Origin of the sequence: Psychrobacter sp. 1Y11, from assembly GCF_052259045.1 — a bacterium.
In the GTDB taxonomy this organism is placed as follows: Bacteria; Pseudomonadota; Gammaproteobacteria; order Pseudomonadales; family Moraxellaceae; genus Psychrobacter.
The window spans coordinates 349,079-363,283 of record NZ_JBQQER010000001.1 but is presented as its reverse complement, the minus strand read 5'-3'; the positions used below and the strand labels follow the sequence as shown (position 1 = coordinate 363,283).

Sequence of the window (14,205 nt, the reverse complement as noted above, 5' to 3'; positions counted from 1 at the left end):
TCGTTATCATTCGCCCAATCCAAATAATTAGAAAATATAAGCTTAAAAAACCGATGCTATACCTCTATACAACATCGGTTATTTATAACTTACAAGCTAAACCTTAAACGTTTAAGCCACTTCACCCGCTAAGAACTCTTTGGCAAAACGCTGGAGCATACCGCCAGAGTTATACATTTTAACCTCATCAGCTGTATCTAAGCGGCAGATAACAGGCGTCTTATCGACTGAGCCATCAGTGCGATGAATGACTAGCGTCATCTCACCGCCAGCGGAGACATCACCTTCGATATCGAAGATTTCTGTGCCGTCGATATTTAGCGTCTCGCGGTTGGTGCCTTCTTTGAACTGTACGGGGAGTGCGCCCATACCCACTAAGTTTTGACGGTGAATGCGCTCAAAGTCTTCGGCGACGACGACTTCCACGCCAGCCAGACGCACGCCTTTAGCGGCCCAGTCGCGGCTTGAGCCTTGACCATAGCCGTCACCTGCGATGATGATCAGTGGCTGCTCACGATTCATATACGTCTCGATCGCCTCCCACATGCGCATCACTTGTCCTTCTGGCTCTACGCGAGCGAGTGAGCCTTGAATAACGTCGCCTTTCTCATCACGAACCATCTCATTGAGCAGTTTTGGATTGGCAAAAGTCGCACGCTGCGCGGTTAAGTGATCGCCGCGATGAGTCGCATAAGAGTTATAATCCTCAGCAGGTAATCCCATAGTATCGAGATACTCGCCAGCAGCGGATTCACTCATAATTGCGTTTGATGGCGACATATGATCGGTAGTAATGTTATCGCCGAGTACCGCTAGTGGACGTAACCCTTTCAGACGATTCATCGCCGCCATTTTACCTTCCCAATATGGCGGACGGCGAATGTAGGTACTCATTTCACGCCAGTCGTACTGTGGATCGATGACGGACGCTTCGTTGCGATCTGCCTCAGCTTTGCCTGCATCAAACATCGGAATATAAACTTCGTTGAATTGCTCTGGCTTAACCGAAGCTTTGACAATAGCATCGACTTCGGCGTCATCGAACCAGATGTCCTTTAGGTAGACATCGTTGCCGTTTTGGTCTTTACCGAGCGAGTCTTTTTCGATATCGAAACGGATATTACCAGCGATAGCGTAGGCGACGACTAGTGGCGGTGAGGCCAGGAAGGCTTGCTTGGCATACGGATGGATACGACCGTCAAAGTTACGGTTGCCTGAGAGTACAGCAGTACTAAATAGATCACGGTCGATGATTTCTTGTTCGATCTTAGGATCGAGCGCGCCACTCATACCGTTACAAGTGGTACAAGCAAAGGCCACCACATCGAAGCCTAAGGTTTGTAGCTCAGGCAGCAAACCTGATTCTTCTAAATACAGCTTAACGGTTTTCGAGCCTGGCGCTAATGAAGACTTGACCCAAGGCTGACGTACGAGGCCTTTTTCTACTGCATTACGTGCGACAATACCGGCGGCTACCATATTACGCGGGTTAGAAGTATTGGTACAGCTGGTGATAGCGGCGATAATAACCGCGCCATCTGGCATCAGGCCATCTTTTGGTTCTGGTAGTTTGTCACCTTCGCCGTGAGCGATACCTTCTTTAACCAGATCAGTCGTCGAGACACGCGCGTGCGGACGTGATGGGCCTGCGATATTACGCACGACTTTAGATAGATCAAAATGTAGCACACGGTCGTATTCAGCATCGACCATGCCATCGGCCCAAAGACCCGTTTGTTTAGCATAAGCTTCAACGGTTTTGATTTGCTGCTCAGTACGGCCTGTCAGACGTAAATAATCGATGGTTTGCTCATCGATGGAGAACATCGCGGCAGTAGCGCCATATTCTGGGGTCATGTTGGAGATCGAAGCGCGATCACCAACAGTGATATTGCGTGCGCCTTCGCCATAAAACTCTAGATAGGCTGAAACTACGCCTTCTTCGCGTAAGAATTCTGTCATCGCCAAGACTAAATCGGTGCCGGTAATACCTTCTTGCAGCTTACCTGTTAGCTCAACGCCAACGATGTTCGGCAGGCGCATATAAGAGGGGTTACCTAGCATGACGCTTTCGGCCTCAAGCCCGCCGACCCCGATAGAGATGACACCAAGTGCATCGACCATTGGCGTATGACTATCCGTTCCGACTAAGGTATCAGGAAAAGTCACCGCATCGCCGTTTTGGTCGGCAACGACTTGTACGACTGGCGACATTTTTTCTAGGTTGATTTGATGCATGATGCCGTTGCCAGGCGGTACTACATTCACATTATCAAAGGCATACTGGCACCAGTTGATAAAGTGAAAACGGTCTTCGTTACGGCGCTCTTCAATCGCGCGGTTTTTCTCAAAAGCGTCTTCTTCAAAACCTGCGTGCTCAACCGCTAATGAGTGATCGACGATTAATTGTGTCGGTACGATGGGATTGACTTTGGAAGGGTCCCCGCCTTCCGCCGCGATAGCATCACGTAAGCCTGCCAAATCAACAAAGGCCGTTTGACCTAAAATATCATGACAAACGACACGGGCAGGATACCAAGGAAAATCAACCTCTTGCTTACGGTAGATGTGCTGTGATAACGCTTCGGTGAGATCCTCTGGCGGACAACGGCGTACAAGATTTTCGCATAGTACTTTTGAGCTAAAAGGTAGCTTGGCATAAGCGCCAGGCTCAATGTCATTGACCGCATGCTCGACGTCAAAATAATGCAAATCAGTACTGCTGCCATCCAAAGACGGTAATGGCTTTTTGTATTGCTCATTCATGGTTTGCGGATTAACTTGCGTTAAAGGCTGCTTGTCATCGCTCATGGCGGGCTTTCCTGTGTAGAGGGTATAAGAGATTTAAAGAGGGTTTTTTTAGAGATATTTTATTTAGCAAAATTTATTTTCAAAAGCTCCATTAGATATAGACTTTGCTAAATAAAGGGTAGGGTAGATTTAAAATAAATTGCAGGGTGTGCTAGTCAGATCGGCGGGTTACGCTCCTAACCCACCCTACAAATCGTTTATTTCAAAAAATACTTAAGACTATTAACGAGCGCTTATATCAGGTACAGGACGCAGCTCTTCACCGGTGTATTCTGCACTTGGACGAATGATACGGTTATTAGCGCGTTGCTCAAAAACGTGAGACGCCCAACCAGTCAAGCGCGAACAGACAAAGATGGGTGTAAATAGTTTAGTCGGGATACCCATAAAGTGATAGGCGGAAGCATGGAAAAAGTCAGCATTACAGAATAATTTTTTCTCGCGCCACATGACTTCTTCGGCACGAACAGATACAGGATATAGCACAGTATCGCCAACATCGTCAGCTAATTTTTCCGCCCACCCTTTAATTACCACGTTACGTGGATCAGACTCGCTATAGATAGCATGACCAAAGCCCATGATCTTATCTTTACGTTCGAGCATGGCCATCATCTCTTTTTCGGCTTCATCAGGCGAGCTAAAGCCTTCGATCATATCCATTGCCGCTTCGTTCGCGCCGCCATGCAAATGACCACGCAGGGAGCCAATCGCACCTGTGATACAAGAGTGAATATCAGATAGGGTAGAAGCACAAACACGCGCAGTAAAGGTTGATGCATTGAACTCGTGCTCAGCATAAAGAATAAGCGAGACGTTCATCACCTTAGTATGTAGCTCGTTTGGTTTTTCACCCTTGAGCAAATGCAAGAAGTGACCACCAATCGTATCGTCATCAGTTTCAGTCTCGATACGCTCATTGTCGTGCGTAAAGCGATACCAGTAGTTAATGATAGATGGGAATACCGCAAGCATACGATCGGTCTTATCATTCTCTTGAGAGAAGTCAGTTTCCATCTCAAGGTTACCTAACATTGAGCAGCCGGTACGCAGTACATCCATCGGATGCGCGTCCGCGGGAATGCGCTCAAGTACGTCTTTTAATGGTTGTGGTAAACCGCGTAGTTTTTTGAGTTTGGCCTGATAGTCGTCAAGCTCGCTTTGGGTCGGCAAATTGCCATAAAGTAATAGATAGGCGACTTCTTCAAAGACGCACTTATCTGCAAGCTCTGAGACATCGTAACCGCGGTACGTCAGGCCAGAACCTGATTTACCTACGGTTGATAGAGCGGTCTTACCTGCAACTTGACCACGTAGGCCTGCGCCTGATAACTCTTTTTGTGCTGCCATGATTAAATTCCTTTTGGTGGCTTTTGGGTGGAACGAAACAACTTCACGAAAAATCATACTAATAGGGTGAACGGGTTTACTTTACTGAAAGCTCTATAGTTCTATAGCTCTATATCGATATTACAACGCTCAAATTCGGCATTGAGAGGCTTATTTATCACCTCCATAGCACTGCCAGCACCTTCAGCGTTATTGACTTCCATATACTTAGCGCCAAGCGGTGATTCCATAAAGGTCTGAATTTCAGCCATCTCCTCAGGGGTAGGATCAGGCATTGGCGTAGCGACTTGCTGGCCGTTCATAATAAGCAGCTGCTCATTACCGAAGTCTAGTAGCTTTTGACCCACATCCGAGGCATAAAACTCATTGAGTGACGCCAGCTCAGCATCACTAAACTTGCTTTTATAAAACGCATCGACCTCCGCCTTACCCAAGTCTTTGTCCCGAGCCTCGAGGCAGCTGATTTGCTCTTGATTCAGCTCACCATTGGTAAGTAGCGGTACAAATAACATCTGATCGACGGTATCTAGAGTTATCGTTGTCATGACTAGCTCATCTGAATCAGTGCTAGCGCTAGTAGCGACCTCATCACTAGTAACGACAGCCGTATCATTGACAGTGTCGACTCCCTCTACAGCTTCAGTGGTGGAAGTATCATTACAGCCGCTAATAAATAACGCAGCAGCTAAGGTACAGCCTAATGAGACTTTGGGTAAGGTTTGCTTCTTAATATGAATAACAACTGACATAGAGACCCTAAAGTTTGGTGAATATCAACAGCTACATTACTTAATTACTTATTATCAGCAAACAATTTATCTAGTGTTTGCTCAAATTCATGATAGTTCAAAAAGTCGTATAGCTCCATGCGCGTCTGCATCGTATCGACAACCTTTTCTTGTGTGCCGTCGTCTAATAGGTGCTGATAGACATTAAGCGCCGCTTTATTCATTGCGCGAAACGCTGATAAAGGATACAGCACCATGTCGACACCGACGCTATATAGCTGCTCGGTCGTATACAGATCAGTCTGACCAAACTCTGTCATATTGGCAAGGACAGGAATGTCTAATACATCGGTAAACTTACGATACATCTCGATATCCGTCAAGGCTTCGGCGAAAATCATATCAGCGCCCGCCTCTTGAAAGGCGACTGCACGCTCAACCGCAGCATCCAAACCTTCAACCGATAAGGCATCAGTGCGCGCCATCACCACAAAGTCAGGATCGGTTTTGGCATCCATCGCCGCTTTTAGACGATCGACCATCTCTGAGATACTAACGATTTCCTTATTAGGACGGTGACCACAGCGCTTTTGTGCCACTTGGTCTTCGATATGTACCGCTGCTACGCCCGCTTTTTCCATTTTTTTGATGGTTTGCGAGATATTAAATGCGCCACCAAAACCCGTGTCGATGTCTACTAATAGGGGTGTATCAACAGCATCAGTGATACGGCGCGCATCTTCTAACACATTATCAAGACTAGTCATGCCCAAATCAGGTAAACCAAAAGAAGCATTCGCCACGCCAGCTCCAGAGAGATAAATGGCTTTATGACCGACTTGGGTGGCCATCATGGCAGTGTAAGCATTGATAGTGCCAGCGATTTGTAAAGGCAGGTCATTAGAGTTTTGTTGTTGCATTGCACTACGAAAGCGTGCGCCAGCTGATGAGCTCATGTGAGAATCCTTGCATAGAAGAGATGACTTAACTTAAAAAGTCTGATCATTAAGGGTTAAATATAAGGGTGCGATATGGTTTATTGCTTAAGAGTACACTCAATCACTGATATTGCAAAGTGAGAAATACAGCATATAGTTAATATATAATGAAATATTACTTTAAAATAATTAACATTATTTATTTTTTGAATAATTATATTCATATAATCGCTGATTACCTCATTGTAGTATTCAAATTACTTTACCGAGCAAAGTAATCGAACTGTTTACCGTTACATTTAGTTACAATTACATAGCTACTATCACTGTGGTTTTTTATGCCATAAATAAGGTCAAATGAGCTTTAACCAGTTTTTATAATAGTCAGCAAAAAAGCCCTTATAGCTAAGCTATGAGGGCTTTAAGTATTAAATAATAATTAGCAGTTATAAACAGCAACTAGTACTCAATCTCATTTGAGAACAGACTATCCAAGCAGACCAAACAGATTGGCCAAGAACAGTAGCGCAAAGCCACCTAAGAATAATAAACCGGCAATCGATAAGGCATTCATGCCAGTAGAGAGTTTTTGATGCTTACTCACTAAAGAGTAGTTCAACCAACCAAAGATAGGGGCGGAAACGAATGCGGAGATCATAGCGAACTTCAGCATAGAGCCAAGCTGACCCGTAAAAAAGGTAATAATCACTAAGCCACCGCCGATAGCGTAGGTCGTCCAAAAGGCGATTTGTTTTTTGCTGATCTCCCTTTGACCTTTGAGCAGTCGCCAACACTCAGCATTGGCACGGCCATAACCATCAGCGCAAGTAATCGTCGTGCCAAACATACACATAAAGGCGACAAAGGCGACCAATAGCCGCGACCAGTCGCCTATGGTATTGGTATACATACTGATCAGCTGGTTGATATACGCACCGCCAACCAGCTCAATCTCTTGGCCTGAGCCATACTGAACAAAAACGCCAAGCGATAAAAAAAACAACGCCAAGATAGCAGAAACCGCGTAGCCCACATTGAAGTCTAATAGTCCTTGACGATGGGTAGTATTATCCGTCTTTCTCTTCGCCGATGTCCACATCGAGGTAATGGCGGCAAACTCTAATGGCGCTGGCATCCAGCCCATTAGCGCGACGATGAAACCTAGAGTGGCTAGGTTCCAAGGCGAAGCAGCAACGAAGTCAGCCGTCATCACCGTAGGTTTACCGGCTGCGATAAGTACGGCAATGACTGTGGCGGCGGTCAGTGCAATCATAATCCACTTAGTCACGCCATCGAGCAATTTATAATGACCGGCAATCAAAAATAACCACGAGACTGCGACGATAATCAAAGACAAACTAATAGTCGACAGACCAATAGAGGCCGGGAACATAAACCCTAAAATCACCGCCGCTATCAAAGAGACCGCACCAGTACTAATGACCGCTGATAAGATCGAGAGAATAAAATAGATCCAAAGATAGCCTTTTGAGCGCTTGGCATAGCCAGCAATCAAACTCTCGCCGGTATCATAGACGTAGTCGGTGCCGAAGCGAAAAAACGGATACTTAAAGACATTGGCTAAGATAATCATAATAGCCAACTGCCAACCGTATATCGCGCCTGCCTGCGTCGATGAGATCAGATGCGAGCCGCCAATAGCGGCTGTTGCCATCAAGATACCTGGACCAAAAATTCGCCAACTAAAACCTGCGGGCGCGCGGCTAGCATCTTGGCTATTTATATCGGAGTTGTTTATTCGTTGTGTGGTCATAGATACCTCAGTTTACATCAGGCGACGAGCTATCACTGACCTGTGATAGCCGACCAATAAAGTTAAAAAATGTCATAACGAGCAATAATCGTTAGAAAGTATAGTCGATTGAAGTTTGTAGGGGCTTTTTTCGGTGACTTTAGCACAACTATGAGGTTTGCGAATAATAACTATTAGCTTACCTTAGACAAACTGCTGACGCCGGTAAGTGATACCGCGCTGCTCATAGATCTCATAGATAGCAATGAGTAGGTCAGATACTTTTGGGTGGGTAAAGTCTTTTAGCGTATGTAAATAAATAGGGGAGGTAACGTTTTCATGGATCAAACGCTGATAGCTGATTTGTTTAGTTCGCATCACTTGTAGACTTGCAGGCACTAAAGTGATGCCCTCTCCTGCAGCGACGAGGCCGAGCGCCACTTGTAGATCACTCACTTTACTGGTTCTAAGCGGGGTAATTCCGTGCTGGGCAAATAGGTATAACAGAGGCTCAGTGACTGAATCAGTGACTGAATTTGTAGCTGGTTTGGGACTTTGTTTTGCACTTTTACCTCGAGTGCTAATACTCGTATCGGTAGCAGTAGAGTCAGTATTCACTAAGCCGGGTAGATGGGTTTGGTGATAAAGAATCAAGCGGCTATTGGCTAAATCTAGCAAGCGTTGTTCCTTGACTTCAGCTAGTGGATGCGCCTTTGGCAGTGCTACGAGGTAACGCTCATGGCGCAGTAGTATTTGTTGTACCCAAGGATCTTGATGGGCAAAGCGCCCAAAACCCACGTCAATTTCACCAGATTTTAGCGCCTCTATCTGCTGATAAGAGCTGATATCCTTGAGATTAACTTCGATATCAGCGTTCTGCTGCTTAAAAGTAGCAATGACCTCAGGTAGTAGACCGTAAAGCACAGAGGGTACAAAGCCTATATTCAAGCCTTTGCTAGGTGCCGATAGGCGCTGGGTCATATGAGTAACGGCATCAAGCTCTATCAATAAAGCACTTATTTTGTCATAAAAAAACAGGCCTGCAGTCGTTAGCTGCAGTGGTCTGTGATAGCGATCAATTAAGGCGACATTCATATCTGTCTCTAGCTGCTTAAGTAACCGGCTAAGGCTTGGTTGCGACATTCCGGTAACTTTTGCAGCCGCACTAAAGCTTCGTAACTCAGCAATAGCAATAAAGGCATTAAGCTGTTTTAAATCCATGAAGACTCCTTCAAAACCTTATATTCATAAATGCAAATGCTACTGGTCAGGTTTTTGCTACCTTCAGTACTATTTCTGCTGGGCTATCGATATTGTTTGGTCAATAATGCGGCAATTGTTGGTTTAAGCGAATGATTGTCTATGGCGTTGATACCTATGTTAGAGCGCTTTTGTATGAAACAGCAATAGGCAATGTTGCAATAATACTTATAGCTTGAATCGGGGGCTGATTGGATATTGCCTTATGAATTATCGAGATAATAATCGTCATAACCACAGTCAGATGTCATCTGAGGAGAACGATATTAAACCTAGCATCAATAGTCGAAGCCTGAGTGTTTACGAGCAGTATCTCAAAAAAACGATGGCAAGTATCAATCAAGATCTGAATAAAAGTACAAATAACGCTGCTAACTACCCACAAAGCTCTTTAGAAGACTATACCCAAGACAATGGTCACCGGATGATTGCGACCAGCAGAACGGTAGTAGCCACTGATGAGAGCTCAAACAATAGTGCAAGGCTGCTGACAATTATTGGTGTGTCTTGTGCTTTATTGCTGCTAGCGTTAGTGATTATTTTATTTAGCGCTACTGACACCTTGATCGATCGCATTACAGCGGTTGACAGTCAGATGTCTGAGGTCAGTAACAATATATCAGTCATAGGTAAAGAAAACTCATTAGCGAATACTATCGCTATGGCACAAGAAAGAGCAACAAATGCCGCCAATGCTAGAGAATTAGCGCGAGTGAAACACAGTCTAAATAGCCTAGCCTTAAACGCTGAATTAGCAAAAACTGCCCCTGAAGCTAAAATGACGACTAGAGTACGCTCAATGCAACTTGGAGAGACCGACGTAGAGCCTACTATCAGTTACGACAGCTTCAAAGCAGAATCACAGAAAGTGGTGTACCGTGACAGCTCTTATTAGATTTTAATATTAAAAATAACTGCTTTATAAATGACAATTTGTCCTAACGGTAACTTATGAGGTGCTATACAGAGTAACTATATCTTCTTGAACCGTCTTAAAGTTTTCTGATAGCGATCATTAGTCTGCTAATGGTCTCTTTTTGCTGCCTGTAAAAAAAGCGACATTCGACCTAGATGTTTTTGGCATTATAGCTATATAATAATTATTCATGATATTGTCTACCGCCGTACTTTGAAGTAAGCGGCTGTGATGCGATCTAAGTAATCGGTTAATAGTTAAGTGTCTGAGTAGCTATGCAAAACTCTAATAACGATAGTGGCAATGAAGCATACGACGGTGTCGATAGGAGCTTAGCGCATAAGCTGTTGAGCGAAGAGGAGATGCAATATTTTGCCGGACAAAAAAAGAAAAAGAATACACTTTTAAGCTCAATATTCTCTAAACGTAGCGCAGCAACAACCGCATTAGACCAGCATGTAGATAAGCCTGCTGAAGCTGACACCCTATTATTGGAGCAAACCGAAAACAACGCTAACGATACCACTAAAAAGGGTAGTAAGTTAAAAATTATTGCTGCTAGCGTTGTTTTAATTTTGTTGGTAGTGATTGTCGTTATTTTTAGTCTAATGACCAGCAATAGCTCATCGACTAGCGGAGGAAACGTAGTGGCCGCTGAGGATAAACCCTCTATTGAAGAGAGCGTCGCCAATAACCATGCTACTGCGACACCTTCTAGCAGCTCAGATGAAGATAAACAAGTAATCCTGTCAGAGCAAAAGACCAATCAGGCTAGTGATACTAATGAAAATAAAATTTCGGACGCTACTGTTCAAAATACTAGCGCTAGTATGGATAGTAAAAAAAGCAAAGATCAGTCAGTCACTAAGCCGCCCTCAACACCCAACCAAGAAGTAGCTAATGGGCAAGTTTTACAGAATGAGGAGTCCGCTAGCGTCAGCTATGAAGACTTCGCCAAGGAAGCACAAACTACCTTGTATCGTGAGAGTGATTACTAATAGAGCTTGTTTAGATAGGTTAACAGTAATGGTTGAATGCTTAGCTATCAGTAGTGCCTTTTTGTTAATGTTCAGCACATGCCAAGGCGCTCAAGTCAATCACCCGCTGACAAAGCCGATTAACAAGCGCCGCATCATGACTGACGACCAGAATGCCAACCTCACTATGCGCACAGCTCTCTAGCACCGCATGCCAAATCTGCGCTTGCGTAATCGCATCAAGCATGGTTGTCATCTCGTCAGCAATGAGGAACTTCGTCTTTGGCCCAAGCGCTCTTGCCACACAGAACCGCTGCAGTTCGCCTCCTGATAGCTCCCTCGGAAAGCGCGTAAACCACTCCTCTTCAATCCCTAATAAATCTAACAATTCTTTATTAGGTTCCCAACCTTCATTAAGCACTTTCCACATTTTCCAGCGTGGGTTCACCGCTTTTTCAGGATGTTGAAACACCAATTGCACCGGATGATAAGCTTCTTTAGAGATAGCTGACCCATTTAGCGTAACGCTTACTCCTACGGGATTTTCATAACCGGATAAAATACGACAAAGGGTGGTTTTACCTGAGCCGCTGGGTCCAACGAGCCCAACGATTTCGCCCGATTCTATCGTTATATTTACTCCTCGAAATAACCAAGGTCCATCATCGTAGCGAAATCCAATATTTTTGGCTTCAAGTTGCATGCAGACACCTTACTTTTCCTTCACGAAGATCTCGCATGTCTGGCTGTACTTCGCTACAGTCAGGTATCATAAGCGTACAGCGCGGCGCAAATAAGCAACCGGGCGAAAGGCCAGTTGGCTTAGGCTGCGAACCTGCAATGGGAATAAAATCGTTTTGTGGTAAGGCACGCCATAATGCTTTGCTATAAGGATGACGCAGTCTGTTACCGTCTCCTGTAAAATCTTCTACTGATGCCACTTCAAGCGTCGTCCCTGCATAAAAAACAGCAATCCGATCGGCGATTTGTAAGGCCGCTTCAATGTCGTGGGTAATGAACATAATGGTGCGCCCCTCATCAGCCAGGTTTCGAAAGCTCTGTAGTGCCTCTTTGATGATTACAGGATCAAGTCCAGGTGTCGGTTCATCGGCAATAATAAGCTTGGCATCTCTGACAATGGCAGTCGAGAGCAAGGTTCTGCGCGCCATGCCACCAGAGAGCTCGAAAGGATACATATCTTCAACCTCTGGGCCTAGATGGAGTCGCTTAAATACTTCTCTTTGAGCCGCAATTGTCGCCTTATCATTCATAGGCGACCTGACTTGCTTGCCTACACGCATAAGTGGGTTAAGAAAATTAACGGATTGCGGAATCAAAGCAATCTCACTGGCGCGTAATGATTCTTGCCGCTTAGCCGTCAATGCTTCCCCTTTATATTTGATGGTGCCACTCACATTCGCATTCGCTGGCAAAATACCTAAAATTGAATGCGCGAGTAAACTCTTTCCCGAACCACTCGCTCCCACGATGGCTAGTATTTCACCTTTTTTTACACTCACGTCTAAACCTGAGACGACAGTGAGCTCTCTTTGTTTTAACCCGCTCATATATTGGTTAAACGATATCGATAAATCTTTTACTTCTAAAGTCGACATCTATTTCTCCCTTTTTTACTGGTTTGCTTCTGTAGGATCGAGCAATTTTCTTAAGTTTTCACCAATGGTCTCAAACGTGCGCACCACGATAAGCAAGGACACTCCGGGGAAAAAGGCCAACCACCAAAGATTTGATGATAAATATCTCATCGACTCTGATAAAATAATACCGATCGCTGGTTCATGAGGCGATAAGCCTAATCCTAAAAACGTCACGGATGCTTCGTGCAAGATAACGTGCGGGAACATGAGCATAAATCCCACTAACAGCTGCGGGATAAGATGCGGGAAGATATGATTAGTCGCAATCCACCACTGCGATTTTCCCATTTGCTGCGAGACTTGCACGTAGTCCGCAGAGCGTATTTGCATGACTTCGGCTCTAATCACCCGTGCCAGACTTGGCCAGTGCGTCAATATCAAACCAACCACGATGCCTTTAAAACCGCCGCCTAGCATAAATGAGATGAGAATCAGCGTTACCAAATGCGGCACACTCAAAAACAGGTCAATAACCCACGTAATCACGCGATCGGTCATACGGCCCATTGTTGCGGCTGCCATACCTAGCACGAGCGCTATAAAAGCGCTGCCTACTGCGCCGAGCAATCCTACTCCGATACTTAGCTTCAAACCCTTAATCGTGCGTGCAAACATATCTCGGCCCAGCCAATCGGTGCCAAAGAGATGCTCGAGTGAAGGAGACAGGTTACGATCAGTTAAATTGCTGGCAATTTTGCCTTCATCTATAACAATGCCGCCAAGTATGACACTGGCTAGGAATATACTGGCAACTATAATAGTCAGCAGCGTGCGCTGTCTGAGATTGAGTCCAAAGCGTTTAAAGCGCTTATGGTTTTTATTGGTCATGTTGCTTGGTTTACTTTGGCTATTTGGGCTACTTGGCATCATAGCATTCTACTTTCCCTCGTCCTCGGATCGACGAGGTAGTAAATCAGATCGGCAATTAAATTGCCCGCAAAGACAAAGATGGTGCTAAATAAAACGATGCCTAATAACAGTGGCACGTCTCCCCGTAAACCTGCGTCTATCGTTGCTTTTCCAAGTCCTGGATAAGAAAAGACTTGCTCGGCAAGAATAGCGCCGCCAAATAACTCACTAAACGCAGCGAACTGTAGGGTAACTGCGGGTAAAGCAATATTGCGTAGGCCATGCCTCCAAAACAAAGAAAAACCTTTTTCACCGCGAGCCCTTGCAAATAAGACGTAGTCGCTTGATAGCACCTCAATGAGCTTTTGACGGGTATGCAGTGCCACGTTGGCAACGCCGACAATACTGAGTGTTAATGCCGGAAGCACAAGGTGTTTTACTCGATCTAAAAACACCACATCCTCCGCTAAAACTCCTGCTGGCACTCCTAAACCGATCGGAAACCAGCCAAGCCATACCGCGAAAATAATAAGCACCAACAGTCCCATCCAAAAAGTAGGGGTGGAGGCTAGGGTATAGCAGTACCATTGAATAGCGCGATCAATCCAGGTGCCATTTTTCATAGCGGCAACGACACCAAGCACAAATCCCATCACCCCAGATAACGTCCATGCTACTATCATAAGCGCTAAGGAGCTTATAAAACGCTCACCGATAACCTCACTAACCGGACGCCGATAAATCATTGAGGTACCCAAATCGCCTTGCAGTACCGCCGCCGCCCAATTCGCATACTGCACCAAAACAGGTTTATTAAGTCCCCAATATTCCGCTATTTGCTGACGCTGCTCAGGTCCTACATTTAGCATATCCGCGCCGATGTAAGCTTGCACAGGATCAATAGGGGAGTTCTTCATCAGGATAAATGAGATAAAGCTAATGGCAACTAATAATGATGCCATTCT

Annotated in this window: 12 protein-coding genes; 2 read left to right on the top strand and 10 right to left on the bottom strand. The window is 45.1% G+C overall.

Annotation, left to right across the window (positions count from 1 at the left end):
• Nucleotides 1-111 precede the first annotated feature (111 nt).
• The 6 genes from acnD to ACTXGJ_RS01410 all read right to left on the bottom strand — a co-directional run bounded on the left by acnD (nucleotide 112) and on the right by ACTXGJ_RS01410 (nucleotide 8,801).
• On the bottom strand, nucleotides 112-2,766 hold the full coding sequence (acnD, locus tag ACTXGJ_RS01435; RefSeq protein WP_439241323.1) for a Fe/S-dependent 2-methylisocitrate dehydratase AcnD: 2,655 nt from the start codon (nucleotides 2,764-2,766) through the stop codon (nucleotides 112-114).
• Between the two features lie 267 nt (nucleotides 2,767-3,033).
• On the bottom strand, nucleotides 3,034-4,161 hold the full coding sequence (prpC, locus tag ACTXGJ_RS01430; RefSeq protein ID WP_439240753.1) for a bifunctional 2-methylcitrate synthase/citrate synthase: 1,128 nt from the start codon (nucleotides 4,159-4,161) through the stop codon (nucleotides 3,034-3,036).
• A gap of 101 nt (nucleotides 4,162-4,262) precedes the next feature.
• A complete protein-coding gene (locus ACTXGJ_RS01425) occupies nucleotides 4,263-4,910 on the bottom strand; it encodes a DUF2059 domain-containing protein (RefSeq protein ID WP_443564868.1) in 648 nt (215 codons plus the stop codon).
• Nucleotides 4,911-4,954: 44 nt separating this feature from the next.
• On the bottom strand, nucleotides 4,955-5,845 hold the full coding sequence (gene prpB, locus ACTXGJ_RS01420; RefSeq protein WP_439240757.1) for a methylisocitrate lyase: 891 nt from the start codon (nucleotides 5,843-5,845) through the stop codon (nucleotides 4,955-4,957).
• 469 nt (nucleotides 5,846-6,314) lie between these two features.
• On the bottom strand, nucleotides 6,315-7,601 hold the full coding sequence (locus tag ACTXGJ_RS01415) for an NRAMP family divalent metal transporter (protein WP_439240759.1): 1,287 nt from the start codon (nucleotides 7,599-7,601) through the stop codon (nucleotides 6,315-6,317).
• A 183-nt stretch (nucleotides 7,602-7,784) separates the two neighbouring features.
• Nucleotides 7,785-8,801, bottom strand: coding sequence for a LysR family transcriptional regulator (locus ACTXGJ_RS01410; protein ID WP_439240761.1), 1,017 nt, complete (start codon nucleotides 8,799-8,801; stop codon nucleotides 7,785-7,787).
• A 244-nt stretch (nucleotides 8,802-9,045) separates the two neighbouring features.
• On the opposite strand from ACTXGJ_RS01410, the gene ACTXGJ_RS01405 reads away from it, so the two are divergent.
• Together ACTXGJ_RS01405 and ACTXGJ_RS01400 are read left to right on the top strand one after the other, a co-directional pair.
• Nucleotides 9,046-9,735 carry a hypothetical protein gene (locus ACTXGJ_RS01405; protein WP_439240763.1) on the top strand — a complete coding sequence of 230 codons (690 nt, stop codon included), beginning with the start codon at nucleotides 9,046-9,048 and terminating at the stop codon, nucleotides 9,733-9,735.
• Nucleotides 9,736-10,031: 296 nt separating this feature from the next.
• Entirely contained in the window at nucleotides 10,032-10,754 is a 723-nt protein-coding gene (locus ACTXGJ_RS01400) for a hypothetical protein (RefSeq protein ID WP_439240764.1), read from the top strand.
• Between the two features lie 64 nt (nucleotides 10,755-10,818).
• Here ACTXGJ_RS01400 and ACTXGJ_RS01395 read toward each other — a convergent pair whose 3' ends face one another.
• The 4 genes from ACTXGJ_RS01395 to ACTXGJ_RS01380 all read right to left on the bottom strand — a co-directional run bounded on the left by ACTXGJ_RS01395 (nucleotide 10,819) and on the right by ACTXGJ_RS01380 (nucleotide 14,202).
• The gene (locus ACTXGJ_RS01395; RefSeq protein ID WP_439240766.1) at nucleotides 10,819-11,436 is read right to left on the bottom strand and encodes an ABC transporter ATP-binding protein; all 618 of its coding nucleotides are present in this window, start codon (nucleotides 11,434-11,436) and stop codon (nucleotides 10,819-10,821) included.
• Complete coding sequence (locus ACTXGJ_RS01390; protein WP_439257382.1) at nucleotides 11,426-12,301, bottom strand: ABC transporter ATP-binding protein; 876 nt, start codon at nucleotides 12,299-12,301, stop codon at nucleotides 11,426-11,428. The genes ACTXGJ_RS01395 and ACTXGJ_RS01390 overlap by 11 nt, the downstream gene beginning before the upstream one ends.
• Before the next feature lie 63 nt (nucleotides 12,302-12,364).
• Entirely contained in the window at nucleotides 12,365-13,261 is an 897-nt protein-coding gene (locus ACTXGJ_RS01385) for an ABC transporter permease (protein ID WP_439240770.1), read from the bottom strand.
• Complete coding sequence (locus ACTXGJ_RS01380; protein ID WP_439240772.1) at nucleotides 13,258-14,202, bottom strand: ABC transporter permease; 945 nt, start codon at nucleotides 14,200-14,202, stop codon at nucleotides 13,258-13,260. The genes ACTXGJ_RS01385 and ACTXGJ_RS01380 overlap by 4 nt, the downstream gene beginning before the upstream one ends.
• Nucleotides 14,203-14,205 lie beyond the last annotated feature (3 nt).